24 protein-coding genes are annotated in these 26,698 nt (G+C 53.5%); 12 read left to right on the top strand and 12 right to left on the bottom strand.

Annotation, left to right across the window (positions count from 1 at the left end; all coding sequences use genetic code 11):
- Window positions 1–249: 249 nt before the first annotated feature.
- Window positions 250–3,327 (top strand): protein kinase domain-containing protein, encoded by a 3,078-nt coding sequence (locus CWE14_RS11195; RefSeq protein WP_126799453.1) that lies wholly within the window; start codon window positions 250–252, stop codon window positions 3,325–3,327.
- Between the two features lie 7 nt (window positions 3,328–3,334).
- Here CWE14_RS11195 and CWE14_RS11190 read toward each other — a convergent pair whose 3' ends face one another.
- On the bottom strand, window positions 3,335–3,649 hold the full coding sequence (locus CWE14_RS11190) for a hypothetical protein (protein WP_126799452.1): 315 nt from the start codon (window positions 3,647–3,649) through the stop codon (window positions 3,335–3,337).
- Window positions 3,650–3,790: 141 nt separating this feature from the next.
- On the opposite strand from CWE14_RS11190, the gene tgt reads away from it, so the two are divergent.
- Entirely contained in the window at window positions 3,791–4,909 is a 1,119-nt protein-coding gene (tgt, locus tag CWE14_RS11185; RefSeq protein WP_126799669.1) for a tRNA guanosine(34) transglycosylase Tgt, read from the top strand.
- Here the strand turns inward: tgt and queA are convergent.
- The 7 genes from queA to tkt form a co-directional block, all read right to left on the bottom strand.
- The gene (gene queA, locus CWE14_RS11180; protein ID WP_126799451.1) at window positions 4,906–5,943 is read right to left on the bottom strand and encodes a tRNA preQ1(34) S-adenosylmethionine ribosyltransferase-isomerase QueA; all 1,038 of its coding nucleotides are present in this window, start codon (window positions 5,941–5,943) and stop codon (window positions 4,906–4,908) included. The two genes, tgt and queA, sit on opposite strands and share 4 nt — an antisense overlap.
- Window positions 5,944–5,952: 9 nt before the next feature.
- Window positions 5,953–6,408, bottom strand: a complete 456-nt coding sequence (locus CWE14_RS11175; protein WP_126799450.1) for a Crp/Fnr family transcriptional regulator — start codon at window positions 6,406–6,408, stop codon at window positions 5,953–5,955.
- Between the two features lie 84 nt (window positions 6,409–6,492).
- A complete protein-coding gene (locus tag CWE14_RS11170) occupies window positions 6,493–7,284 on the bottom strand; it encodes a DUF481 domain-containing protein (RefSeq protein ID WP_241972390.1) in 792 nt (263 codons plus the stop codon).
- Between the two features lie 29 nt (window positions 7,285–7,313).
- Entirely contained in the window at window positions 7,314–8,378 is a 1,065-nt protein-coding gene (fba, locus tag CWE14_RS11165) for a class II fructose-bisphosphate aldolase (protein WP_126790190.1), read from the bottom strand.
- 43 nt (window positions 8,379–8,421) lie between these two features.
- The gene (locus CWE14_RS11160; protein ID WP_126799449.1) at window positions 8,422–9,603 is read right to left on the bottom strand and encodes a phosphoglycerate kinase; all 1,182 of its coding nucleotides are present in this window, start codon (window positions 9,601–9,603) and stop codon (window positions 8,422–8,424) included.
- 109 nt (window positions 9,604–9,712) lie between these two features.
- Window positions 9,713–10,729 carry an erythrose-4-phosphate dehydrogenase gene (epd, locus tag CWE14_RS11155; RefSeq protein ID WP_126799448.1) on the bottom strand — a complete coding sequence of 339 codons (1,017 nt, stop codon included), beginning with the start codon at window positions 10,727–10,729 and terminating at the stop codon, window positions 9,713–9,715.
- Entirely contained in the window at window positions 10,730–12,721 is a 1,992-nt protein-coding gene (tkt, locus tag CWE14_RS11150) for a transketolase (protein WP_126799447.1), read from the bottom strand.
- A 232-nt stretch (window positions 12,722–12,953) separates the two neighbouring features.
- Between tkt and metK the strand changes: the two genes are divergently transcribed.
- The 7 genes from metK (at window position 12,954) to CWE14_RS11115 (ending at window position 18,252) form a co-directional block, all read left to right on the top strand.
- Complete coding sequence (metK, locus tag CWE14_RS11145) at window positions 12,954–14,099, top strand: methionine adenosyltransferase (protein ID WP_126799446.1); 1,146 nt, start codon at window positions 12,954–12,956, stop codon at window positions 14,097–14,099.
- Window positions 14,100–14,102: 3 nt separating this feature from the next.
- Complete coding sequence (locus tag CWE14_RS11140; protein WP_126799445.1) at window positions 14,103–14,831, top strand: 16S rRNA (uracil(1498)-N(3))-methyltransferase; 729 nt, start codon at window positions 14,103–14,105, stop codon at window positions 14,829–14,831.
- Between the two features lie 57 nt (window positions 14,832–14,888).
- Window positions 14,889–15,839: a glutathione synthase gene (gene gshB / locus CWE14_RS11135; protein WP_126799444.1), complete on the top strand. Its 951-nt coding sequence runs from the start codon at window positions 14,889–14,891 to the stop codon at window positions 15,837–15,839.
- A 106-nt stretch (window positions 15,840–15,945) separates the two neighbouring features.
- A complete protein-coding gene (locus CWE14_RS11130) occupies window positions 15,946–16,503 on the top strand; it encodes a YqgE/AlgH family protein (protein WP_126799443.1) in 558 nt (185 codons plus the stop codon).
- Complete coding sequence (ruvX, locus tag CWE14_RS11125) at window positions 16,503–16,910, top strand: Holliday junction resolvase RuvX (protein WP_126790198.1); 408 nt, start codon at window positions 16,503–16,505, stop codon at window positions 16,908–16,910. Before CWE14_RS11130 ends, ruvX begins: the two co-directional genes overlap by 1 nt.
- A 93-nt stretch (window positions 16,911–17,003) precedes the next feature.
- Window positions 17,004–17,294, top strand: a complete 291-nt coding sequence (locus tag CWE14_RS11120) for a hypothetical protein (RefSeq protein ID WP_126790199.1) — start codon at window positions 17,004–17,006, stop codon at window positions 17,292–17,294.
- Window positions 17,295–17,313: 19 nt separating this feature from the next.
- Window positions 17,314–18,252, top strand: coding sequence for a hypothetical protein (locus CWE14_RS11115; RefSeq protein WP_126799442.1), 939 nt, complete (start codon window positions 17,314–17,316; stop codon window positions 18,250–18,252).
- Here the strand turns inward: CWE14_RS11115 and CWE14_RS11110 are convergent, their stop codons facing one another.
- Window positions 18,253–19,635 (bottom strand): PhoH family protein, encoded by a 1,383-nt coding sequence (locus CWE14_RS11110; protein ID WP_126799441.1) that lies wholly within the window; start codon window positions 19,633–19,635, stop codon window positions 18,253–18,255.
- Between the two features lie 161 nt (window positions 19,636–19,796).
- Here CWE14_RS11110 and CWE14_RS11105 point away from each other — a divergent pair, with 161 nt between their 5' ends.
- From CWE14_RS11105 to CWE14_RS11095, 3 genes are read left to right on the top strand one after another with little or no spacing between them, the layout of a single operon-like run.
- Window positions 19,797–22,439, top strand: a complete 2,643-nt coding sequence (locus CWE14_RS11105) for a helicase-related protein (RefSeq protein ID WP_126799440.1) — start codon at window positions 19,797–19,799, stop codon at window positions 22,437–22,439.
- The gene (locus CWE14_RS11100; RefSeq protein WP_241972389.1) at window positions 22,436–23,131 is read left to right on the top strand and encodes a pseudouridine synthase; all 696 of its coding nucleotides are present in this window, start codon (window positions 22,436–22,438) and stop codon (window positions 23,129–23,131) included. Before CWE14_RS11105 ends, CWE14_RS11100 begins: the two co-directional genes overlap by 4 nt.
- Window positions 23,132–23,176: 45 nt before the next feature.
- Entirely contained in the window at window positions 23,177–24,004 is an 828-nt protein-coding gene (locus tag CWE14_RS11095) for a DUF3530 family protein (protein ID WP_126799439.1), read from the top strand.
- Here the strand turns inward: CWE14_RS11095 and djlA are convergent, their stop codons facing one another.
- From djlA to CWE14_RS11080, 3 genes are read right to left on the bottom strand one after another with little or no spacing between them, the layout of a single operon-like run.
- Window positions 24,005–24,868: a co-chaperone DjlA gene (djlA, locus tag CWE14_RS11090; RefSeq protein WP_126799438.1), complete on the bottom strand. Its 864-nt coding sequence runs from the start codon at window positions 24,866–24,868 to the stop codon at window positions 24,005–24,007. It abuts the gene before it with no gap.
- 21 nt (window positions 24,869–24,889) lie between these two features.
- A complete protein-coding gene (gene murU / locus CWE14_RS11085) occupies window positions 24,890–25,567 on the bottom strand; it encodes an N-acetylmuramate alpha-1-phosphate uridylyltransferase MurU (protein WP_126799437.1) in 678 nt (225 codons plus the stop codon).
- A complete protein-coding gene (locus CWE14_RS11080; protein ID WP_126799436.1) occupies window positions 25,555–26,562 on the bottom strand; it encodes an aminoglycoside phosphotransferase family protein in 1,008 nt (335 codons plus the stop codon). The genes murU and CWE14_RS11080 overlap by 13 nt, the downstream gene beginning before the upstream one ends.
- Window positions 26,563–26,698 lie beyond the last annotated feature (136 nt).

The following is a 26,698-nucleotide window of genomic DNA, read 5'->3' as shown; positions in this document are numbered from 1 at the left end:
CAAAGGCTGGTATATTCGAACGCGAAAGTCACCACCGCCCCCACTTACGTAGTGAGTGCAAGGCGCAGACCAGGTTTGCCCGATAACCCAATACTGATACAGCGCAACTAACAGCTTCAGAGTGAGTGCTAACATTAGTCGTTCGAGCCCCTTTACCGTATCGATAATCGACGTCAATTACCGTGAATATACTTAATTTACGTTAAAAGATTGATACAATCGGCGCATGGTATAAGGAAAGGAACTTCAATGACGTCATCCTATGACGACCAGGACACTTATATTCCCGGGTCACAACCATCGGATTCGCCTTCGGCAACGGATGCCCCGCGCCGCATATTTCCGTACCCGATCAACAGTCGTTATCGCTGCCTTGAACAAATTGGCCATGGCAGCTCCGGCTCGGTCTATAAAGCCCACGATAATCAGCTTCATCGCGACGTCGCTATCAAGTTTATTCACCGCAGTGATCTGCAGGAACGCAAACGTCTTTTGGCCGAAGGCCGTGTGCTGGCGCAACTCGATCACCCCAATATTTGCAGGGTCTATGAAGTAGCCGAAGAAGGTGACGCGGTCTATCTGGTGATGTCACTGGTTAAAGGCCAGCACCTCAATCACTGGCGTGAACATTTCAGTATTAGTCAGCGCGTCGAGCTGATTGCACAAGTCTGTGATGCGATCGCAGAAGCGCATCGAAAAGGCATTGTGCACTGCGATATTAAACCCGGCAATATCGTCCTCCAGGAGGACAGTAATCCGTTAACCGCGGTACTGGTCGACTTTGGCATCGCCGATAGTCACCATCATTCCTCTGCGTCGGGTGTCGGAACCGAGCATTACATGGCCCCGGAACGTTTTACTGAGGGCGCGCGCTTAACCTCCAGTATCGACATTTACGCCCTCGGCGCCACTCTGCGCATGGTCTTAACCGGCCAGCACAGTGATCAGGCGCTGGAAGCTCTGCCGCGCGATTTACAGTATGTTATTCGCCATTGTTTACAACCCGACCCGACCCAACGCTATGCGAATGCCGCTTTATTAGCGGCTGACTTACGGGCGTTTCTGCAGTCGCGACCCATCTCATTGCGACGCAACCCATGGTACCGCGGCCAGCGACTGTGGCAGCGCAACCGTTGGTTGCGCGGTACCGTTCTGGTAGCCACCATCATAGGACTGTTATTAATCCTTGCTGCCGGCTTTTACCAAAGTCATATGAGAGACCGCCAGTTAGAACAGGTTCGCATGCACGAACAGGTCACCCGCCTGGAAAGCCAGATCGACGCGATATACCGATCGCCACGACATGCCTCACGGGATGAATTGCAGCGACTGCGAAACGCTGCGCGGCAATGGGTTGAGCGCGCCCACGACTTGCCCAAATGGCTGAGCGCTTATCATTACGCCTCTGCTGGCCGCCTCTTTGTTCAATTGGGTAATAATACGGAAGCGCAAAGTGCATTGACCCAGGCCTGGCAACTCGGAGAGCGTTCCGACAGCACCGCGATGGCGTTGGCGATTGTGCACCAGCGGCTCTACACCGTTGCCCGTTCACAGGCATTTAATCTGCCGTCAGCCAGCTCGCGGGAAGACGCCTTAGCGCTGGCCCATAGCACTCACCGCTTACCTGCTCTGCATTACCTCGACAGTGTAGAGCGCAGTGACCTGCCCGCGGATTACCTGCGCGCCATGCGAGCCTACCTCAACGGTGACGAAGTGGAGGCGGATTCGATCCTGAAAAACGGTAAGTTCCCAAGCTGGTTTTACCCCCGCTACGAGCTCGGCCTTTCATTAGCGATTGAAGCATTATTCAATACCCTGGTCCGCCAGGTGCCTGGCGATACCGACGCCCTGATTGAGAGCATGCAATACTATGGAGACAACCTTGCTGCCCAGACTCCATCGTCGATTGGCAGCTATATTCGACTCGCCTCGGCCTACCTGGAGCTGGTTCATTATTACCCCGGGCCTGGCGGTGAAAACCTTGAACGCTGGCATCAGTTGGCGGAGCAGCAGCTGCACTACGCCAGGGAAGTAGACAACGAGCATCCCATGTATCACCATCATCAGGGTTCGTTACTTAGCCGAGACACCAGTCAGCCGACTGAGGAATCATTAACAGCTGTTCGTCAAATTACCCGCCATTATGAACTTGCCCTTCGTTATGCAAAGGAGCGAGGCACGGAGCCCCGTATAACTACCGCCATTCATTTAAGTTATCTCAACCAGATCCGCACCCAACAAACCACACTGGCGAACCTGGGGCGCAGCATCGAACCCTTGTTACAGCGCGCTCAGGTTATTGCTGAACGCATTCCCGAGGCGCACCGTGGACCGTCGTTCTATCTGAACCTGGCTAGTCAGCATCGGAATATGGCGGAGCTGACGTCCGGCGAGCGAAGCGAACACTATTGGCAACGCAATGAAGACGCACTGCAGATGGCTTATAGCATTGCACCAGACCTTCCCACGGTGGCTGCAAACGTAGGCGCAAACCTACGTTATCGTGCTTTATACCTTGACAACCAGCAGGCCCGGCTTCGTTTACAGGACGCCATCGAGTATCTGGCACAAAGCCACCAGGCACTTCCTAACCATGGAGTAATTGCCTACAACTATGCGCAGACGTTAGCTCATATGCTTTATCGGCTGTCGGAGGAAGATCCGGTATACGCGCAGTGGCACCAGCGCGCCTATCAACAAATTGTCGAGGGTCGCGACACCTTCCCGCGGATCCGGTTCTTTAGCTTATTACTGCTAGATTTGCAGCTGTTTGCACCGCCCGCTGAGCTGCGCCAACTGCCGCCACTGCAACAACTGGAGCGGGTGCAGCAACTGCTCGATGAGTCGCCGTCGAACATCGCAGCGCTGAACCATGTGCGGCAACTCGTCATCGACTATCAACGCTGGCGTCTGACCGAGGACGTAGCAGACTTACAGTCTTTACGCGAGACCCTGGAGAAAACCACCAGCGAGCACTACAACCGGGCCTACCTGCATGCCAGCAGTGCTATTATCTGGGCTGGTGAGCCGCTGCTTAGCGAACTTCGTCCCCAGCTTATTGAAATGGTGAAGAACCTGCCGGGTACCCAGATCGAGCTGGCGAAGAACCCGGCCAATCTGATATTGCAGGAAATTGTTGTCAGTCTAAACGGAGACGAGGTCAGCCCCGGTCTAGTCGCTCAATGTGAGGCTAACCGGGCACAGGACCCCTCGCAACGCTACATGCTAGAGATCTGGCAGCGCATTGAGCGCCTCGCTCTGGCGGTTGAGGAGCTCTTTAATCTGCCCTGCCGCCACTCAACACAGCGCGATTTGATCTTCCTCTAGAAAGGTTTTATCCGCCTTCAACCACAATAACGCCTTGGCCATAGACGGTGTCGTCGGTATGGCCCTCGCTGGTTACTTCATGCAGGGTAAATTCGTGCTTGCCGGAGGTCTTCAGCTCTTCCACTTTGAATTCCACCGCTTCGTCATGGGTGACATGGAAACGCCGTTCGAGGTCTTCAAAGCGCACCTCAACTTTGAGGTTGGTAAAGTTTTCAAAGCGAACCCGCCCCTTCATCGATGCAACAACGTTGCCGTCTGGAAAGGACACAGTCATGTTGTCACCAATAGTGGCCCGTACTAACACCGATTTTTTATCGCTCATAGGATCTCCTAAGACGTCATAAATGCATTGTCCAAACAGTTAGTTAAATCTAGCACACCAAGGGAATTCTGCCGCTGCTGCCAATCGTCAGCCATTTTTGTGTATAATCGCGCCTGATCAGGAACAGGACATGTGGTGACTATGAAGTTTGAACTGGATACAACCAGCGGCCAGGCACGCCGCGGACGAATGATTTTTCAGCGCGGGACGGTGGAAACGCCTGCCTTTATGCCGGTCGGCACCTTAGGGACGGTCAAAGGTATGACCCCGGAGGAAGTACGTGAAACCGGCGCCCAGATTTGCCTCGGCAACACCTTTCACCTGATGCTGCGCCCTGGTACCCAGATTATTCAGCAACATGGTGATCTGCACGACTTTATGCACTGGGATGGTCCTATCCTCACCGACTCGGGCGGATTCCAGGTGTTCAGTCTCGGCGAGCTGCGCAAGATCAGCGAAGAAGGCGCCACCTTCCGTTCTCCGATAAACGGCGAGAAAATCCTCCTGACCCCGGAAAAATCAATTCAGGTCCAACGCGAACTGGGCTCTGATATCGTCATGATTTTCGACGAGTGCACCCCACATCCTGCGACTGAAGAGCAGGCGAAAAGCTCAATGGAGCTGTCGTTACGCTGGGCACAACGTTCAAAAGACGCCCACGAGGGCAACCCGGCGGCGTTATTCGGTATTATTCAGGGCGGCATGTATGAAGAACTCCGTGACGTTTCGCTCAATGGCCTGACTGATATAGGTTTCGATGGCTACGCTATCGGTGGCTTGTCAGTCGGTGAGCCGAAAGAAGACATGATGCGCATTCTCAGCCATACCGCGCCGCAAATGCCAGCGGATAAGCCGCGTTATCTGATGGGTGTCGGTAAGCCAGAAGATCTGGTAGAAGCCGTGCGCCGTGGTGTGGATATGTTTGACTGCGTGATGCCAACGCGCAATGCGCGCAATGGCCACCTGTTCGTCAGTGACGGCGTGCTTAAGATCCGCAATGCCCGACACCGCACCGACCCAGGCCCGCTGGATGAAACCTGTGATTGTTATACCTGCAAGAATTACTCACGCGCTTACCTGCATCACCTTGATCGCTGTAACGAGATTTTAGGGGCGCGGTTAAACACCATTCATAATCTGCGTTTCTATCAAGTGGTTATGCAGGGCATGCGTGATGCACTCGACAATGGCACCTTCGATGACTTTGTCGAAAACTTCTACGCAAAACGCAGCCTGCCGGTTCCAGCACTCAACGACTAAGCTCGGGAGTGCAAAAACATGGCATCGCCATAGCTAAAGAAACGATAGTTATGCTCAACTGCTGATTGGTAGGCGTTGAGCATAATATCGCGGCTGGCGAAGGCTGAGACCAGCATCAACAAGGTCGATTCCGGTAAATGGAAGTTAGTGACCATGGCATCGACCACCGCAAACTGGTAGCCCGGATAGATAAAAATATCCGTTTCCGCAAAGAATGGCTGCAACTGGTCTGTCGCGCTGGCTTTGGCCATTGATTCCAGCGAACGCACTGAGGTTGTCCCCACAGCGACCACTCGTCCACCACGGGCTTTGGCGGCCTGAATGGCGGCAATGGTATCTTCACCGACCTCTGCATATTCACTGTGCATGATGTGCTCTTCGATCGACTCAACCCGCACCGGCTGGAAGGTACCAGCGCCGACATGTAAAGTTACGTAGGCAAATTCAACGCCCTTATCCTGCAGCTGCTGTAAAATAGCATCATCAAAATGCAGCCCCGCAGTCGGCGCCGCCACAGCACCCGGTTTACGATTGTAAACCGTCTGGTAACGCTCACGGTCACTGTCTTCATCAGGGCGGTCAATGTAAGGTGGTAAGGGCATATGCCCATGGGCTTCGAGCAGCTCAAGAACTGTCTGCTGGCTGTCGAAATGGAGCTTAAACAGCGCCCCTTCGCGCCCCAGCACTTCGGCTTCAAAGGCCTCTTCCAGCAGTACCCGTACACCCGCTTTCGGCGCCCGGTTGGCACGTACATGCGCCAACACATGATGCTCATCCAGGACCCGTTCAACCAGCACTTCAACTTTGCCACCGGAGACCTTCTGCCCCAGTAAACGTGCCGGAATGACCCGGGTATCGTTAAAAACCAGCAGATCGCCACGCTGTAACAGGTCGACAATGTCTTTAAACTGACGGTGCGTCAGTTCACCGCTACTGGCATCCACGTCCAGCATTCGGCTGGCACTGCGCTCAGGTTGCGGATAGCGAGCAATTAGCTCGTCCGGTAATTCAAAACTAAAATCAGCTACTTTCATTATTCCTGCTTACACCCGTGTGAGCTCAAGACGTTCGTTCAAGTGCACAATCCGTCGCGCCATGCCGCGAATAATTGCGTCTTTCACCTTCTCCCGAATAACTGCGCCTAAAGAGCGCAAGGCTTTGTTATCAATCCGAAATAAAATACAGTCCCGCGTAGCAATAGCGGAGGCACTGCGTGGGTTTCGGGTCACAAAAGACCCTTCGCCGATAAATTCGCCGGTGCCGACTCTGCCAAGCTGCTGGCCATCTTTTTCTATGCGCGCTTCACCGGACAGCAGCAGATAAAATGCGGTGTCATGGTCGCCCTGCTTAGTAATAGGCTGTCCTTCACGACAGCTGTATACCTGCAACTTATCGTCGACCAAAAGGCGACGCTCTTCCCCACTTAACTCAATGAAAAAGTCGAGACGATTCATAATTTCCAGCAATTTAAGCCGGGAAACCGACTGAATAAGACGCATAGGACCTCCATGAGCGAAAAAAAGCGTGCCTTACCTGAAAGTAAGCCACGCCTGAACTACTGCTAAACGTTCCGTAAATGCTGGTTAAAAGCTGTACACCAACGTAACGGCGGTCTCACTATCCAGTTTTTCCGGCAGCGAGCCATCTTCAACTGGGTACACAGTGTCGTTATGAGTCAGTGTTAACGACACCCGCATCGCCAACGACGAATTGATATTCGCTGTCAGCGCTGATACCGAGCGGGTACGGGTATTGTCGTTACCTACTTCGGTCGACATACTCTGGGTGAACCGCGAGTTTGCCGTAATATCCCAGTTCAGTTTCCCCGCCAGGCGCAGAATCCACTCGCCACTGGTTTCACCGGTGTCAATGCGCTTGTCGTACGAATAACCAGGACCAATTTCGAAGTCCGCATACAGACCTTCGTTCCAGGTATAGCGATTACCATAACCGGCAGCAATCGTAGACTGGAAGTCATAGCTATTCAGACGGTCGTCTTCGTATGAGCCATACAAAAACAGCGATGACCGACTGTCGTCAGAAAACTTACGGTTGGTCTGCGCAGCGGCAAAGAAACGGTCGGCGTCGATAACATCTTGCCCCGCTTCGTTCTCGGTTTCCTGACGGTAATAGTCAAATTCTGCCTGGTGGCGCCAGCGCTCGATATCGCGCGCAAGGTTTAACTTACCTTTCCAGGACTGTGACTCGGTATTACCGGTGCGGATTAATAAACCCACTTCCGTTTCAACTTTCCAGCCCTGGTCTTCTGCCTCGGCCTGGTTCTCCTGAGCCAGCGCAGCTGAGCTCAGAACAAACCCTGGGATGGCGGCAACCAACAAGGTTGCCAAGGTTCCTGTTGAGATTGCTTTAGACACAACTCACTCCTTACAGACAATTGTATGGCTTATTTAACGGTGGCTTTTAATGCACCACTTTCATAACGCTTATACATATCTTCCAGCGAAATTGGTTTAATTTTGTCTGCATTTCCTGCTGTACCAAAGGCTTCATAGCGAGCTTTACAGATATCGTACATCGCCTCTGTCGCTGCCTGGAAGTACTTACGCGGGTCAAAATTGCTGGTGTTCTGGGCCAGGTGACGACGAATCGCACCTGTCGACGCTAAGCGCAGATCGGTATCGATATTGACCTTACGCACACCGTGGCGGATGCCTTCCTGAATTTGCTCAACTGGCACGCCGTAAGTTTCAGGGATCTCGCCACCAAACTCATTAATAACCGCCAGCCAGTCCTGCGGCACTGACGACGAACCGTGCATAACTAAATGGGTATCCGGAATACGCGCATGGATTTCTTTAATCCGCTCGATAGCCAGAATGTCACCAGTCGGTGGACGGGTAAATTTGTACGCACCATGAGACGTACCACAGGCAATTGCCAGTGCATCGACCTGAGTTGCTTTAACAAATGCAGCGGCTTCTTCCGGATCGGTCAGTAACTGATCGTGGGTCAGTTTGCCCTCTGCACCGACGCCGTCTTCTTCACCGGCTTCGCCGGTTTCCAGCGAACCAAGCACACCCAGCTCACCTTCAACCGAGACCCCACAGGCATGTGCCATTTCTACCGTGCGACGAGTCACATCGACATTGTAGTCGTAGTCAGCCGGGGTTTTGCCGTCGTCTTTCAATGAACCATCCATCATCACGGAACTGAAGCCGAGTTGAATCGAACGCTGACAGACCGCTGGCGAGGTGCCGTGGTCCTGGTGCATCACCACCGGAATATGTGGCCATTCTTCGATCGCAGCCAGAATCAAGTGGCGCAGGAAAGGTGCACCCGCGTAGCTACGCGCACCGGCAGAGGCCTGCACGATCACAGGGCTGTTGGTGTCATCGGCAGCACGCATGATAGCGCGCATCTGCTCTAAATTATTAACGTTGTAGGCAGGGACGCCGTAACTATGCTCTGCTGCGTGATCCAGCAACTGACGCAATGAAATTAATGCCATGAAAAAATACTCCTTAAACTAAAATTTATGATCCTGCGCGACCTTAGTGGTCTTTGCAGCGAGCTTCGAGAATGGCAACCGCTGGTAAGGTTTTACCTTCTAAAAACTCTAAAAACGCGCCGCCGCCGGTCGAAATGTATGAAATCTTGTCTGCAATGCCATATTTATCAATGGCTGCCAGCGTATCACCACCACCTGCAATTGAAAATGCGTCACTGTCGGCTATCGCTTGTGCAAGCGCCTGCGTGCCGGCGCCAAACTGTTCAAACTCAAACACACCGACAGGTCCGTTCCAGACGATGGTTCCAGCGCTTTTCAGTACTTCAGCCAGTGCTGCTGAAGTTTCCGGCCCAATATCGAAAATCATATCGTCATCAGCCACATTGGTGACTGCTTTGGTTTCAGCCGCTGCGTTTTCAGCAAACTCTTTACCGGTTACGACATCGGTGGGTACCGGAATATCCGCGCCGCGGGTTTTCGCTGAATCGGCAAGGCGTTTGGCTTCGCGCACCAGCTCGTCTTCACACAGCGATTTACCAATGCTATGTCCGGCCGCTTTGATAAAGGTATTGGCAATGCCGCCGCCAACAATCAACTGGTCAACTTTACGTACCAGCGAATTGAGCACCGTGAGCTTGGTTGACACTTTAGAGCCACCAACAATGGCAACCAGAGGTCGCTTCGGCTCTTTCAACGCCTTACCCAGTGCTTCCAGTTCGGCCGACAGCAACGGACCGGCGCAGGCGATAGGCGCATATTGGGCAACACCATAGGTTGAGGCCTGAGCACGATGGGCGGTGCCGAATGCGTCCATCACAAAGATCTCGCACAACGCTGCCAGCTTCTTCGCTAATTCAGGGTCGTTCTTTTTCTCACCCTGGTTAAAACGAACGTTTTCAAACACAACCAGTTCACCGCCGGCAACATCAACCCCGTTTAAATAGTTGCTTTCAATGCGCACTGGAAAGTTCAGCGCTTCCTCCAGATAGCGAGCCACCGGCGCCATGGAGTAGGCTTCATCGTACTGGCCTTCCTCTGGACGGCCCAAATGCGACATCACCATCACTTTAGCCCCTTGCTCAAGCGCTTTCTGCAAAGTGGGCAGCGCCGCTTTTAGCCGCGCGTCCGAGGTTACTTTGCCATCTTTGATCGGAACATTGAGATCTTCACGAATTAACACGCGCTTACCGCGCAGATCAAAGTCAGTCATTGCCAGAACGCTCATAGCTTGTCCTTTGTCCTTGTCTTGTCGGGCTACCCAGTTAGGTTAGCCATCAATAATCAAAAAATCAGTTTATACTTTAAGTCGCTTCACGCTAAGGCGCCAGCCGAACTCACGCCAGGTTCAGGGTGGTATCCAGCATCCGGTTAGCAAAGCCCCACTCGTTGTCACACCAGGTTAGTACCTTAACCAAATGACCATGACTGACCCGTGTTTGGGTGCCATCGACGATGCTCGAACGCGGATCATGATTAAAATCAGCCGACACCAGAGGCTCCATGGTAAACCCAAGCAGGCCCTGAAGACTCCCTTCTGCCGCGGTGGCCAGCGCATCATTGACCTTGTTGATATCGACCCGGTTGTGCAGGGTCACACTGAGGTCCATAACCGATACATTGGTCGTCGGGACCCTTACCGCTATGGCTTCAAAGCGACCAGCAAACTTCGGTAAAATACGCTCGATACCGCGGGCCAGACGGGTATCAATTGGAATAATCGACTGCGAAGCCGCCCGTGCCAGGCGCAGATTATCGTGGTGCGCATCGATCACCTGCTGGTCATTCATCGCCGAGTGAATGGTGGTGATGGTGCCACTGTCAACGCCAAAGGCATCGTCGAGCACTTTAATCACCGGCACGATGCAGTTGGTGGTGCAGGAACCGTTGGAGACAATGCGATGGCCGGGTTCCAGTTCGTGCTGGTTAATCCCCTGAATCACGGTGATATCAACATCGTTGGCTGCCGGGTGCGAAAAGAGTACTTTGCCGGCACCCGCATCGAGATGCTTTTGTGCATCCGCCCGACTTCCAAAGACCCCGGTACAATCAAGTACCACGTCGATGCCGAGCCCCTGCCATGGCAGCTTCGCTAACTCTGCTTCGCGAACCAGCTGGATACGATCCTCTGCAATCTGCAAATAACCGTCTGCTGCGCTCACAGGGAGCGCAAAACGGCCGTGAGTACTGTCATACTTAAGCAAATGAGCCACCGAACTGGCAGCGGCCAGCTCGTTAACTGCCACCACTTCAATACGCTCGCGGTAACCCGACTCGTACAGGGCACGCAGCACGCTGCGGCCTATCCGTCCGAGCCCGTTAATTGCAATACGGATCTTGCGCGGTGCGCTCATTTAGACCGCCTGCGCCGTTTTAACGATATTGTCCACGGTAAAGCCAAAGAATTCGAATAACTGGTCGGCTGGCGCTGACTCACCAAAGGTAGTCATGCCAACTACCGCGCCATCCAGGCCTACATACTTTAGCCAGTAGTCCGCGATGCTCGCTTCAATGGCGACACGGCGACGCACTGCTTTCGGCAATACACGCTCTTTGTAGTCGTCGCTTTGGGCATCAAATTCATCGGTGCTTGGCATTGAGACCACACGCACCTTCTCACCTTGCCCGCTCAGCTTCTCAGCCGCCTGCATCGCCAGTTCCACTTCAGAACCAGTGGCTATCAGAATAAGCTCAGGATTCTCAGCAAAGTCTTTCAATACATAGCCACCGCGGCGAATATCAGCCAGTTGCTCGCTGTTGCGTGGTTGCGGCGCTACGCCCTGACGGGTGAATACCAACGCAGTGGGGCCGTCGCGACGTTCAATTGCTGCACGCCAGCTAACTGCTGACTCAACCTGATCACAAGGACGCCAGGTGGTCAGGTTCGGGGTCACGCGCATGCTCGCCAGTTGTTCCACCGCCTGGTGAGTCGGGCCGTCTTCACCTAGACCAATGGAGTCATGGGTGTAGACAAAAATAGCCGGCTGCTTCATCAGGGCGGCCATGCGCACGGCGTTGCGGGCATATTCCATAAACATCAGGAAGGTCGCACCATAAGGAATGAAACCACCATGCAACGCAATCCCATTCATAATCGCCGACATGCCAAATTCACGCACCCCGTAATAAATGTAGTTGCCGCTGGCGTCCTGCTGCGTCAATGGCTTTGACTGGTCCCATTTAGTCAGGTTAGAACCGGCCAGATCCGCTGAGCCGCCGAGCAACTCAGGTAATAACGGGCCAAACGCATTCAATGCCTGCTGCGATGCTTTACGGGTTGCTACTTTCTCAGGGTTGGCCTGAAGTTTCTCAATGTAAGCCTGCGCCTGGTCAGCAAAGTCAGCCGGTAATTCACCCGCCAGACGTCGCTCTAATTCAGCCGCCAGTTCAGGGTGTGCCGCGCGATACGCTGCAAATGTTTCGTTCCAGGCCGCTTCTGCTTCGGCACCACGTGCCTTTGCGTCCCACGCCTGATAAATATCAGCTGGCACTTCAAAGGGGCCATAGTTCCAGCCCAGTTCCTTGCGTGCCAGAGCAATTTCATCATCCCCCAGTGGGGCGCCGTGGCAGCTTTCTTTACCTTGTTTGTTCGGTGAGCCAAAGCCAATCACGGTGCGGCAGCAAATTAAGGTCGGTTTACCGGTTTCCCGGCGCGCCGCTTCAATCGCTGTATTAACTGCCTCGCTGTCATGTCCGTCGACGCCGCCAATAACGTGCCAGCCATAGCTCTCGAAACGCTGTACCGTGTCGTCGGTAAACCAGCCCTCAACCTCGCCATCGATAGAAATGCCATTGTCATCATAAAATGCAATCAGTTTACCAAGCCCAAGGGTTCCGGCCAGCGAGCAAACTTCATGGGAAATACCTTCCATCAGGCAGCCATCACCCAGGAAAGTGTAAGTATAATGGTCGACCACATCATGGCCCGGCTTATTAAACTGTGCGGCCAGCACTTTTTCTGCCAGCGCCATGCCGACGGCGTTGCTCAGACCCTGACCCAGGGGTCCGGTGGTTGTCTCTACGCCCGGGGTGTAGCCATACTCAGGGTGCCCTGGTGTCTTGGAGTGTAACTGACGGAAGTTTTTCAGTTCGCTAATATCGAGATCGTAGCCAGTCAGGTGCAGTAACGAATAAATCAGCATGGAGCCATGGCCATTTGACAACACGAAGCGATCCCGGTTGGCCCATTCAGGGTTTGCCGGGTTATGCTGCATGTAGTCTCGCCATAAAACTTCAGCAATGTCTGCCATGCCCATCGGGGCCCCAGGGTGACCAGAATTTGCTTGCTGAACCGCATCCATACTAAGGGCACGAATGGCATTGGCGAGGTGACGACGTTGGGACATGGAACACTCCTGAGATTTAAGGCTAGCATTTACTCAACCCGGGAAATGAACTTTTCCCCGGGTAGGTTACGTAAAGGGTGTGCAGCAATGGCCTGCGCGCGTATTGTCCACAATTCAGACCGCGCACGCAAATTTAGCATGGCGTTCGGACTTATAGACGTCTAAAACTGGATTTCACCGCTAAAAACGGCTACAGTAGCGCCGTTTCAAAATGAAGAGAGAATTACGAACTATGGCACAACACCTGTTTACCTCTGAATCCGTTTCTGAAGGACATCCTGATAAAATTGCTGATCAGATTTCTGACGCAGTGCTGGATGCGATTCTGCGCGATGATCCGAAAGCGCGTGTGGCCTGCGAAACCTATGTTAAAACCGGCATGGTTCTGGTCGGTGGTGAGATCAATACTCACGCGTGGGTTGATGTTGAGAGCCTGGTTCGTAACACCGTCGAAAAAATTGGCTACACCCATTCAGATATGGGCTTTGACGCTGGAAGCTGTGCGGTGCTTAATGCGATTGGTAAGCAGTCTGCCGATATCAACCAGGGCGTCGACCGTGGCGCCCCGGAAGAACAGGGTGCTGGCGATCAGGGCCTGATGTTTGGCTATGCATCGAATGAAACAGATGTACTTATGCCAGCTCCTATTACCTATGCCCATAAGCTGATGCAGCGCCAGGCCGACATGCGCCGTAGTGACTTACCCTGGTTGCGTCCGGATGCTAAAAGCCAACTGACCTTTGTTTATGAAGACGGCAAACCGATCGGTATCGATGCGGTCGTGCTGTCGACCCAGCATGCAGCCGAATACAGCCTGAAGGACGTGCAGGAAGCAGTGATGGAACATATCATCAAACCTGTTTTGCCAACGGAGTGGGTCACTAAACAAACCAAATTCCATATTAATCCAACGGGCAAGTTCGTGATTGGCGGGCCGATGGGTGATTGCGGCCTGACTGGCCGTAAAATCATTGTCGATACCTATGGCGGCATGGCTCGCCATGGCGGCGGTGCTTTCTCAGGTAAAGACCCGTCCAAAGTGGATCGCAGCGCAGCCTATGCCGCACGCTATGTCGCGAAAAACATTGTCGCAGCCGGTCTGGCAGCGCGCTGCGAAGTGCAGCTGTCGTACGCAATTGGTGTCGCCGAACCCACCTCTATCAGTATTGAAACCTTTGGCACCAGCCAGCATGATGAAGCGAGTCTTATCCGTGCTGTCCGCGAACACTTTGATTTACGCCCTTACGGCCTGATTCAGATGCTTGACCTGGAACGTCCTATCTATTTACAGACCGCTGCCTATGGTCATTTTGGTCGCGATGAGTTCCCCTGGGAACGCACCGACAAAGCGCCATTGTTGCAGGACGCGGTTGCCTGACCGATGCGCGTACCTCGAATTTACCACCCGCAGCCCCTGCGCTGCGGTGAACTAGTCGAACTGGAAGCAGATGCGGCCAACCATGTTGGCCGCGTTTTGCGTTTAGGTGCGGGTGCTGAACTGGAGCTTTTTTGCGGTGACAACTGTCGTTACCAGGCGGTGATTGAAAGCGCCAGCAAAAAACATGTCAGCGCTAAGGTGCTGACGCAGGAGACGGCCGATGTCGAGTCGCCGCTGAAGATTCATCTTGTTCAGGGTATTTCCCGCGGTGACCGCATGGACTTTACCTTGCAAAAATCGGTGGAGCTCGGCGTTGCCAGCATTACTCCAATCTTCACTGCCCGCTGCGGGGTTAAATTGCAGGGTGAACGGCTCGAGAAAAAGCTGCTGCAATGGCAGAAAATTGTCATTGCAGCGTGCGAGCAAAGTGGCCGTAATACAGTCCCCAGGGTCAATCCCGCGATCACCTTGCAACAGTATCTTGAGTCCGCTGAACGACCACTGACCCTGACCCTGGAACCCAGCGCAGAGCAGTCATTGAAGAGTGCTACAATTCCGGGGGAAGTAAGCTTGCTGGTGGGGCCGGAAGGCGGCTTTTCAGCGGACGAAGTAACGGCAACCCATCAAGCAAAATGCCTGCCAGTGCGGCTTGGTCCGCGGGTATTGCGTACAGAAACGGCGGCCCTCGCGGCGCTGGCTGCGTTACAGGCAAATCACGGTGATCTGATTTAATCCCTCGTGCTACACTCGAGGTTCCTTTCTATCTTCTAATTTACAGCTGAGGTTGGCATGAAAGTCGGCATTATCATGGACCCAATTGAGACGGTCAAAACCTACAAAGACACCAGTTTCCGCCTGGCACTCGAGGCGCAGGCGCGTGGTGATGATGTGCTGTATATGGAAATGAAAGATTTGTTTATTGACGGTGGCAACCCGATGGCGTTCGTGCGACCACTGACGGTGCGCGACCAACACGAGGACTTTTACACCCTCGGCGATGGCTGTGATATTCATATGGGTGAACTGGATGTCATCCTGATGCGCAAAGACCCGCCCTTCGATACCGAGTTTATCTATGCCACCCATATTCTCGAGCTGGCTGAACAGAGCGGTGCGAAAGTGGTCAACCGCCCACAAAGTTTACGCGATTGCAGTGAAAAACTGTTTACCGCCTGGTTCCCCGATGCCATCAGCGCAACCCTGGTGACCCGCGACTCTGACCGTATCCGTGAGTTTCACCAAACCCATAAAGACATTATTATAAAACCACTGGATGGGATGGGCGGCGCCTCTATTTTCCGCGTTAAAGCAGACGGCAATAACCTCGGTGTTATTATCGAAACCTTAACCGCGCACGGCGAACGCTTCGCCATGGTGCAGGAATATCTGCCAGCGATTAAAGATGGCGATAAACGTATTCTGCTGATCAACGGCGAGGCGGTGCCCTATTGCCTGGCACGGGTTCCTTCCGCCGGTGAAACCCGGGGTAACCTGGCTGCTGGTGGCAGTGGCCGTCCGCAACCACTCAGTGACAGCGACTGGGCGCTGGCCCGGCGTATCGGCCCGACCCTGAAAGAAAAAGGCCTCTACCTGGTCGGCCTCGATGTGATCGGTGACCGTATTACCGAGATCAATGTGACCAGCCCAACCTGCATGCGCGAAATCGAAGACCATTACGACATTAATATTGCGAAAATGCTGTTCGATGCCATTGCCAGCGACATGCAGAGCAAAAATTAAACGCTAGTAGCCAGCGTACTTTACCCAGCGCGGGGGCTGAACAGGGTTTAAAAAGAGGACCGCAGCCCCCATAGTAATAGAGTGTTTTACGGTGAGGTAGTCGTTTATGGAAAGCTTACAGAATCATTTTTTGATAGCGATGCCGGATCTCGATGACCCGTTTTTTGAACGGACCGTCACCTATATTTGCGAGCATAACGAAGATGGGGCGATGGGGCTGATAGTGAATCAGCCGGCTGAAATGAGCGTCTCTAAATTACTCGAACAAATCGAAATTCAGGTGCCAGGAGAGAATCTTCTCGAACGCTCGCTGGTCTATTCCGGCGGCCCGGTTGGCACTGACCGTGGGTTTGTCATCCACGCGCCTCAGGATACCTGGCGCAGCAGTCTGCAGTTAAGCGATGAGATTATGGTCACCACCTCAAAGGATATTTTACAGGCCTTTGGTTCTGCCGACGCACCCGATAAATTTTTGCTTACCCTTGGGTATGCAGGCTGGGACGCCGGGCAGTTGGAACAAGAGCTGGCCAGTAATCACTGGCTAACCATCCCGGCTGATGCCAGTATCCTGTTCGAAACGCCAAGTTCTGAACGCTGGCAGAAAGCAGCCGAGAAGCTTGGTATTGATATCTGGCAACTTGCCCCCGGTTCAGGACATGCCTGATGGCAAGCTACCTCGCTTTCGATTATGGTACAGGTAATATTGGAGTCGCCGTGGGTCAGTCAGTGACGGCGACGGCCACCCCGTTAAAAGCACTAAAAGCGAATGATGGGATCCCCAATTGGGAGCAGCTCGAACGTTTACTTAAAGAATGGCAACCCGATGTCTGTGTGGTAGGGTTACCGCTTAATATGGATGGTAGCGAACAACCGATCACAGTTCGTGCACGAAAATTCGCCAATCGCTTACATGGCCGCTTTGGCGTGAAAGTTGAACTGCAGGACGAACGATTAACCACAGTCAGTGCAAAAGAATTGCTATTTGCAGAGGGTGGTTATCGCAATTTGGATAAGGACAGCATTGACAGCGCGTCAGCTTGCCTTATTCTACAAGACTATTTTCAACGCTGACGGCAGCGACTGGGAATCTTTACTTGGCTAAAGGTTCTCTTTTCGATATATTTACGTCTCGTTAATTCCTTCTCGTATTTTGAGGGCAACGCCTTGTTCGGAAAAGAAGACCCATTTACAGTCACCGGTAACACCATTTCACTCACTGACGATAACAAGTCATTGTTGCTGGTTACTCCTGCTCGCTATGACAATATTCTGGTCAGCCGCTACGGCGTCGAGCTAACGGACCTTGAGCCTGTGCGTCGTGCCAACGTCAAGAACGTGGTATTAAGCGAATTATTTAAACGCGATAAAACCTTTTTCTTTATTCGTGCCGGCGGCGTCGAGTACCAAATCGACCTGAAGTACGTGGCCAGCCCGATTTCCGAAGTTAAATTCTGATCCGATGTGCGCTGACCGTTTGTTAACAAACGTCAGCCTGCTTTGCGCTCTGATGCTGTGCCTGGTTTCAGCCAGCGCGAGCGCCGAACTAGAGTTCCAGCGCCATGCTGACGACCAGGGACTGCAACTAAACTACCGTTTCGCTGACCATAACGGCGCCCCGGTTGAACTCAACGTTCGCACCGATCGCCAGTCTTTCATCAGCACTCCAACCAATTTTCGTCCATTAAGCTCAGCGCGATTGCAGCGCGAAGAGCACCGCCAACTGCTCGATTTCGCCCACCAACAGGGCTGGCATGATATCGAAATTCAACGCCAGGGGCAGTCGCTTCAGGTCATCGCTCATCAAGGCCCGGCTGAACAACAACGCGAGCGAATAAACGCAATCCAGGCGCACCAGCAAGAGGCCATGCAGCAGGTGCTGGCGCGCTATTATTACGCCTCCATACAGCTGCACGCAGGTCCTGACGGTTATACACCCGACCATCCCCGCATCGCCATTGAATCGCAAGCGGCATTAACCCCCTTTAGCGATGCAGTGGCCGCGCACCTGGACCAAACGTCGGCGCGTGAAACCCTGCAGTTCTTGCTCCGCTGGCTGCAGCAAATTCCCTACGATGACATGAGCAACCGCTTGCAAAGCCCGGGTGCAGGGTTCATTACCCCCACCCGCTTACTCTATGAAAACCATGGCGACTGCGATAGCAAAGTGACCTTACTCGCGGCGCTCTTCGCCAACTTGCACCCTGAGGTTAACAGTCACATTGTTTACCTGCCGGGACATGCCGTTTTCGCGGTGGAACTTGAGTTGGAAGACGGCGATGTTTCGGTCCCCTATGCAGGGCAACGACTGGTCGTCGCCGACCCTACCGGGCCGGCACCAATGAAAGTGGGCGAGGTCGCCCGCAATTACCGCAGTGCGTTGCACAGCGGTGCGGTGACGATTAAAGACTTCTGACTACAGGTTCTCTTCTGCATACTGCGCCAGACTACTGCGTACCACCCCATTCAAGTTAACCGTGGCACTTCCGTGGTAGTTTTTAAAACGCTCAACCAAGTAGGTAAGCCCCGAGGTTAAAGCGGTCAAATAGTAGCTGTCGATTTGCGCCAGGTTGCCGGAGCAGATAATTTTCGTTCCTGCACCACAGCGGGTAATAATAGTTTTCAGCTGAGACGCAGTCAGGTTCTGAGCTTCATCGAGAATGACGATGGCATTCTGGATACTGCGCCCACGCATGAAATTAATCGACTTAAACTGAATGTTGGCTTTTCTCATGGTGTAATCCAGGCTTGATTCGGCGTGTTCGTCGGACTTGTGCAGCACCTCAAGGCTGTCCGTAATGGCCGCCAGCCAGGGCGCCATTTTTTCTTCTTCCGTGCCTGGCAAAAAGCCTATCGACTCACCAATTTCCGGGGTGCTACGGGTGACGATGATTTTCTCGTACATGCCCTTTTCAACCACCTGCTCGAGTGCAGTGGCGAGTGCCAGCAAGGTTTTACCACAACCGGCCGGCCCGGTTAAAATGACCAGATCGATGGTCGGATCAAGCAAGGCATTAAGCCCCATCGCCTGATAGATGTTCTTAGCTGAAATCCCCCAGGCCCGCTGACTCATCAGCCGTTCCCTGCTGAGATCCTGAATTTTCACCAGGGTGTCAGTATAGCTTTCGATCCGGGCCGCAAAACTGTCGGTTTCGTCAATCAAATATTCATTTGGGTACGCCCCCGGGAACAGATCACGGGGAATATAGTGGTAGGTGTCGCGACCGTCCTGTTCACTTTTAACATCCGTTACCTGGCTCCAGAAGTCACCCGGAAACTGGTAAAACCCTTTGGCGAGGAATTTGATATCGTCAATCAGCTGATCGGTACGGTAGTCTTCAACCCGTTTCACCCCCGCCCCTTTTGCTTTAAGCCGCATGTTAATGTCTTTGGTGACCAGCACCACGGGCCCACTGCGTTGCTTTTGTAACTCCAGTGCTGTCTGAATAATGCGATGGTCGTTTTCATTCAACAGCATTTCCGACTCATTCTGGCGCAACTGAAAATCCGGGAAGATCGATAGGTGCCCCTGCGCCTGATGCTCACCGCTGACCCGGGTTAAGGGTACGCCTGCGGTAATTTGCTCAGGTGTCGCTTCGTGCAGCGCATCTTCAAGTGCGCGAATGGCTACACGGGCATCGCGGCTGACATCTTTGTTGCGGTCTTTGATGTTATCCAGTTCTTCGAGAACAACCATCGGGATGATGACGTTGTGCTCCTGAAAATTAAGAAAGGCAAGTGGCTCGTGCAGAAGGATGTTGGTATCCAGTACATAGTGCTTGACGCCAGTTTCGGACATAGAACGTACCTCAAATGGGGCTGGTTGTTAATTTATTAGCATAGTTTAACGGGTGCTGGCTATGAGTTTTTACTAACATTTTTTTTACCCCAAGGCGGACGCTCCTTTGTTACCATAGCGGTCGGTTCCGTTCATTCGTTAAACGACAAAAAGGCATCCCTTTGAGCGACTTTGCAATTGGCCAACGCTGGTTAAGTGAAACAGAAATAGAGTTAGGTTTGGGTATTGTGACCGGGATCAGTGGCCGCCAGGTCAGTCTGTTGTTCCCAGCCAACGGCGAAGAAAGGGCTTACGCGGCCCAGCAAGCGCCTTTGACCCGTCACATTCTGGACCTTGACGAAGAAGCACAGCATGCCGATGGCTGGAATTTTATCGTCCGTAAGGTCGACGAGCAGTCCGGCGTGTTGATTTACCACGGCGAGAAAGACGGTCAACCTGTTCAGATCCCTGAAACTCAATTGCATTTCCAGGTTCAGCTAAGCAGCCCATTAAACCGACTATTAGCCGGCCAGTTTGACCGTGTCAGCCACTTTAATCTGCGCCAGCAAGCCAGTGCTTCCATGCGTGACTGGCTGCAACACCCTGGCCGAGGGTTGCTGGGCGCCCGTATCGAATTACTGCCTCATCAAATATATATCGGCCACACCGTTGGTAGTCGCGCATTTCCCCGGGTTCTGTTAGCCGATGAAGTCGGCCTCGGTAAGACCATTGAAGCCGGACTTATTATGCAAAGTCAGCTGCTCAATGCGCAGGCCCGACGGGTCCTGGTGCGTGTCCCTGATCCGTTGCTGCACCAATGGATGATAGAGTTACGCCGCCGCTTTAATTTAATGTTTACTATTGTCGACCAGAGTTTCTGTGAAGCCGCGGCAGAAAGCGAAGAAAACCCGTTTAATCAGATTCAGCTGGCGCTTTGCCCGGCGTCCCTGTTGGAACAGGACAAACACGTTGCCGCCGCGCAGGACGCAGGCTGGGATTTAGTGGTCGTAGACGAAGCCCACCAGCTCACCGCGCCGCAACGAAGCGTTGTTCAGCAACTCAGTCAGCAAGCGGGTCTGTTACTACTTACGGCGACGCCTGATCAAGGCGGAGCAGACAGTCATTTTGAACAGCTTCACCTGCTTGACCCGGATCGCTTTCACTCGCTTGAGGCCTTTGTTGCCGAGCAGGAGAAGTATCAGCAGGTGGCTGACCAGGCGGCCGACCTCGATGAGGATAGCGCGGCGCTGAACGAGCTGCTCGACGAACATGGCACCGGCCGCGTACTAATGCGTAACACCCGGGCTAACATCACCGGCTTCCCGCAGCGTCGCTATCAGTTCTATCCCCTTCCCAGCGGGGACGACGATGGTTTGCAAAGCAAAGTTGAATGGCTGCACAATCTGGCGCGCAGCCATAGTCACGATAAAATACTGGTTATTATGCAGACCCAGTCCGATGTGGAAGAAGTGGCAGCACTTCTGCGCATTCATTATGGCCGCCATAGCGCGCTCTTTCATGAAGGCATGTCGTTACTGGAGCGAGATCGCTCGGCCGCTTTTTTTGCCGACGACGAAGACGGCGCACAACTGCTGTTAAGTTCCGAAATTGGCGGCGAAGGACGCAATTTCCAGTTTGCCCGCCACTTAGTCATGCTGGACTTGCCGACGCACCCGGACAAGTTAGAACAGCGCATAGGCCGACTGGACCGGATTGGCCAGTTGCAGGCATTTGATATTCATCTGGCAGCCAGCCCGGAGTCACGCGAAGCCAGGCTGGCTCGCTGGTACGATGAAGGAATGCAGGCGTTTACCCAACCCAACGCCACTGGCCACCGTTTAATGCAGCAACTTGGCGACGACCTTGAAACGGCGCTGGCTGCAGATACCGCAACCTTCGATGCCTTTATTGCCCGTACCGCCGACGAAGTCGCAGCGATTCGCTCGCACCTTGCTGCAGGTCGTGACCGCTTGCTGGAGCTTAACTCCTGTCGTATGCAGCCCGCTGAAGCTTTGTGTCAGGCGATTGAAGAGAATGAACACAAAACTGAACTAGCCAGTTTCATGTTTGCTTTCTGGGACCAGTTCGGGGTTCAGGTGGAAGACAAAGATGACCAGCGGTTAATTATTAAACCGGGACAAAACTTTGCCGCCAATGGCTTGCCTGGACTGGATGAAGAAGGCAGCGTGGTGACGTTCGATCGTGTTACTGCACTGCGTTACGATGATGCACAGTTTCTTACCTGGGAGCATCCGCAGGTGCTAACCGCACTGGATCTGGTGATCTGTGATAATCATGGCAGTGCCTGTGTCGGGATCCTGAAAAACAAAGCGCTACCTGCAGGGCACTGGTTTATAGAAATGCATGTCCGGGCCAGCTTACCGCAAGCGCCCGCGCTGGGGCTTGAGAAGCTCTACCCTTGCGCGCCTGTGCGCCTGCTACTGGATAGCCAGGGCCGCAATCTGAACCAGAAAATAGCCGCCGATACGCTCAACAAGCAACTCCATTTCGTCAATAAGAAGTCAGCCGCGCAAATGATCAAGGCGCTACGCAAACCGTTACAGGCAGTGGTTAAACAAACCCTGCCCGAGGCTGAGTCAATACTGCAGCAACAATGTGCAGAAGCTGCAGATCTTCGCTTGCAAGGCCTCGAAAACGAAATTGAGCGGCTGCAACATTTACAAACCCGCAACCCCAGCATTCGCGACGAAGAAATTGAAGCCCTTCAGTTGCAACAGGCGAGCTGGAAAAAAGCCTTCGCTGCCCCACAGATCAGCATCGATAGCATACGGGTTATTGTTAACGCCGGAACCGAAGGCGGATGATGCAAACCACCGGTCATGTTTCGCGGGCAACGGATGATTTCGTCTATCAGCCCCCACAGAGTCCGTATCTTAGCCTGGTCTATTACGATGACGACATTGTGGTTGCCGATAAGGCCAGCGGTTTACTGTCAGTCCCCGGCAAAGCTCCCGCTCATCAGGACAGTCTTGAACGCCGTTTGCGTCGGGTATGGCCAGAAATTCGCGTGGTTCACCGGCTCGACATGGCCACCTCAGGACTGATCCTGTTTGCCTTACACAAGCAAGCACAAAGTGAGCTGAGTAAGCAGTTTCAACGACGGACCGTGACCAAACGTTACTATGCCCGCGTCGCGGGTCAGTTGCCACAGCCTCAGGGCGAGGTCGACCTGCCGTTACGCTGTGACTGGCCGAACCGGCCCAAACAAATGGTTTGTACTGACCAGGGTAAACCTTCATTGACCGGTTATGAGGTACTCAACTATAACGCCGAACAGAATGTATCAGACGTTATCCTGAGTCCAGTGACAGGGCGTTCACATCAGCTCCGGGTGCATATGAACGCGCTCGGTTGTCCGATTTTAGGCGACCGGCTGTATGGCACTGAGACCTCGCGACTGGCGGCTCAACGGCTGCTTTTGCATGCGCAGTCAATCGGTTTCATCCACCCAATAACAGGACAGCCCCAGGCGTTCGCCCTGGCGGCACCTTTTTAACCCGCCAGACTAAAGCAAACGGCGAACCTGGCCGATACCTGAGGCATGAAAACAAATTTCCAGTATCCGCGATGGTCGCTCATTGGTGGTAAGCCCTTTGGCATTGCTTTAGTCGGCGCTGCCTTGCTAGCCACCTCAGCCACCTTCGCCAGTCAGAACGACTTTGAGTACTACCTGCCGCCTGGCGAGGTGGTCTGGCTTGAGGACGACGACGATCGGTATTTACTGCTGGAAAAAGAAAATGAACAGGCCTATGACCGCGGGCGCATGATCCTGCTGCCGGATGTTGGCACCCATCCGCTGCAGTCGTCGGCGATACGGGCTTTGTATCAAAGTATGATTGGCTACGGCTGGTATACCTTCGCCTTGCAACCTCCCACTACCGACATCGGTAGTTTTACCTGGCAAGCAGAGGACGCTTACGAGCGCTATCCTGAACCTGCTACGGTGGAGCCCCTGAAAGACGCGTTACGGCTGCGTATGAACGCCGCACTTACCCATACCGCTGAGCACACGGGTGCCCTGATCGTCGTCGCAGAAGGAGTCAGTGCAGCACTGCTTGCGGATTTAATGGCGGAGGGTGAATTTACTCAAATCGATGCGTTGATTGTGCATGGTGTGTATTACCCACAGTGGCAATTGAACCAGGCGCTGGCGACCACCCTGGCTAAGCTGCGGATCCCGCTGCTTGACTTAGCACCCGGTGACGGCAATAGCTGGGCAACTGACACAAATTCCAGACGACAGCAGCAGGCACGTCGCCACAATCACCTCAGTTATCGTCAGCGTATACTCCCCACTGGCCGTCATGCTGAGCAGCCGCGCTATCTACAACACCATGTATATGGCTGGCTGCAAAGCGAAGACTTCTGATCAGGCGGCCCGCCGTGCGCGCTTAATCTTTTCATACGCAGCCTGAATTTCCTGCGAGCGCTGGGTCGCCTTTTTCATCATTTGATCCGGCACCCCCTGAGCGGCCAGTTTATCCGGATGATATTGCCGCATCAGACTGCGATAGGTCTTTTTAACCTGTTCGTCACTAACCGAGGCTTCAACCCCAAGTGCTTGATAGGCGTCTTCCAGAGAGCCTGCCTGCTGTTGCCGCCGGTACTGTTCACCGCCGCTACGAGACTGCTGGCGATGGTGAGCGCGCTGTTGAGGGCCGGACGACTGGGCAAAACGAGCACTCGCCCCGGTCATTAACAGCCATTTATCCAGCTGGAACTTGTTGAAACCCAATGCCCGGGCAGCACGTAACAGAACATCGTATTCACTGCGCTGCAGACGTCGGTCATTCAAAGCCGCAACCACTAGTTGTTCCATAAATAGCTGTAAAAGGTCAAAGCGGCCACGGCTATCCTGGCGAAACTGCTTTAACGTTTTCTCTAACGGGAAATTCGCCTGTTTGCCTTCGCGAAATGCCTCCTGTGCCTCACGCATCATGTCGCCATGTAACTCAAGCTCTTTCATCAGCTGCTGAGCCTGCGCAATATCCACTTCCGTGACACGGCCCTTGCTCTTCGCCAAGTGACCGAGAGTTGCAAACATGGCGTAGAAAAACGTCGCCTGTTTTGAGTTTAACCGCTGATCTTTAAATAAACTGGCGAAACCACCTCCTTCGTTTACCTGCTGACGATACGCATGATCAAACCAATGACCGATTAAAAACCCCAAAATTGCGCCCGGAAGGCGCGCAAGTAAAAGGCCAAGCACTGTACCAACAATTTTTCCCCACATAAGCCTGCTACTTTTTCCTCACTAATGGTCGAGGTCGATGCGTAAATATCGATCGAGCTCAGCTAAACGTTGTGGCGTCCCTACGTCACACCAGTAGCCCTGGTGCAGTCGGCCGGTTAGCAAGCCGCCGTTAATTGCCTGTTCAAAGACAGGACGCAGTTTAAGAAAACCCTCATCAAACCCGGCAAAAAGTTGCGGACTGATAACGCTTACACCACTAAAGGTGTAGCGTGGTGTTGTTTCAAGGTTAATTCGACCATCGCTAAGAGCAAAGTCGCCCTCGCTATGGTGAGCCGGGTTCTCAACCAGCACCAGGTGGCCATGGGCGTCGCCAAGCTGAGTAGGCAACTCATGGTAATCAATGTCACTCCAGACATCACCATTGACCACGATGAATGGCCCATCGCCCAGCATAGGCAAGGCGCGAATAATGCCACCAGCAGTTTCCAGCCCCCCTGCTGGTTCAGGAGACCACGCGACGCTGACCCCAAACCGACTGCCGTCACCGATATGCGCCTCAAGCTGTTGACCAAGCCAGGCATGATTAATCACCACATCAGTGACCCCAGCCTTCGCCAGTTTATGCAAATGGTAGTCAATTAACGGCGTACCTGCAGCAGTCAGTAATGGCTTTGGTAACTGGTCGGTCAATGGACGCATTCTGCTGCCACGGCCAGCCGCCAGGATCATCGCTCGCATGAAAACGAGGCTCCTGGCAAAATATCCGTTAACAGCGCATGGAACTCTGCTAAGTCCGGGTACCCTTGGCTGATATCCTTAATGTAGCTTAAGGTGCGCGGCACATCGGCCATATACCCCGGCTTACCATCACGGTGATTCAGTCTGGCGAATATACCAGCCGCCTTGAGATGACGCTGAATGCCCATTAAGTCAAACCAGCGGGTAAAGGTCTCTTCGCTGACCTCACTGTCCAGCAGCTTTTCAGTGCGGAGCCGCTGGTACAAGAAGGCACGCTGAACGGCGACAAATTGATCCGGCCAGCGTACGTAGCAGTCGCGCAACAACGAGACTGCGTCATAGGTAACAGGCCCGAGTACCGCATCCTGAAAGTCGATAACCGCCAACCCCTCGTCGGTCTGCATAATGTTGCGCGAATGGTAGTCCCGATGCACCCCAACCTGGGGTTGAGACAGTGCGTTGTCTTTCAGTAGATCGCAGGCATTAACCCACACCCGTTGTTGCGTAGGGGTCAGGGTCAGCCCCAAATGAGTTTCCAGGAGCCAGTCATGAAACAGATCCAGCTCCCGTTGCAGCAGCGCCTCTGAGTAAGCTGGCAGTGGTCCCTGGTCGGTACTGGTGACGCGCATTATTTTCGGCAGCATGGCTAGCGCCTGCTGATAACTGGTTTCCGCGGCGGCTTCATCGGTCAGTTGACTGTAAAGCAGGGTGTCGCCAAGGTCATCAAGCACCATAAAACCCTGTTTTTCGTCGAAGGCATGCACCAGTGGTACTGCGACACCTCCGTCAGCGTAGCGTTGTGCTATCGCCATAAATGGCTGCAACGACTCATGCGGTGGAGGCGCATCAACGGCTATGCGCCAGCTACCCGCATATGGGTAGCGAAAATAACGCCGAAAACTGGCGTCACCGGAAACACTCTGTAGCGCTCCCGCCGGGCACTCAGGCTGAGTCTCCAACCAACTGGCTAACTGCTGCTGCCGAATGTCAGTCACTATATGGCGCTCCTATTCGTCAATCTGTATAAAAGGTCTATCTTATCAAATAGCCGCGCGAAGGAAATTGCTTTATCATAAACGCCTTTTGCGACACCTTTTCATTCTAACTGACGGAGCCAGTCACGGTGCATTA

Origin of the sequence: Aliidiomarina soli (genome assembly GCF_003986975.1) — a bacterium.
GTDB lineage: Bacteria > Pseudomonadota > Gammaproteobacteria > Enterobacterales > Alteromonadaceae > Aliidiomarina > Aliidiomarina soli.
This window is presented reverse-complemented; position numbering and strand designations above follow the sequence as displayed.